Source organism: Paraburkholderia sp. SIMBA_053, assembly GCF_046534895.1.
In the GTDB taxonomy this organism is placed as follows: Bacteria; Pseudomonadota; Gammaproteobacteria; order Burkholderiales; family Burkholderiaceae; genus Paraburkholderia; species Paraburkholderia caledonica.
The window spans coordinates 1-271 of the sequence record NZ_JAWRXU010000717.1; the positions used below are offsets into that span (position 1 = coordinate 1).

1 protein-coding gene is annotated in these 271 nt (G+C 67.9%); it reads left to right on the forward strand.

Annotation, left to right across the window (positions count from 1 at the left end; genetic code table 11):
* Positions 1-68: 68 nt before the first annotated feature.
* Positions 69-271 (forward strand): hypothetical protein (locus tag SB753_RS37455; protein WP_410805205.1); only part of this gene is annotated, 203 nt, incomplete at its 3' end.

Consider the following 271-nt stretch of genomic DNA (forward strand, 5'->3'; position numbering starts at 1 on the left):
TCGGCGCAGGACTCCTGGCCTTCCTCCTCTCCAGGCCGATCGATCCCCCGGTAGGGTCGACTGTGGCGATGCTGGCATTGATCGGAAGCGCGATCGTGCTCGCCGTCGCCGCGCTCATCGGGCTCGTGCTCCTCGCCGGCCTCGTCGTCGGCATCGTGATGCTCGTGCGCCGCAGCATTCGCCTGCGCAACGTCACTCGGTTCCGCCTCGCACGATTCGCCCACGCCAATGCCATGAGCTACGTCGAGCGTGTCGACGAGCCGCCGCTTCC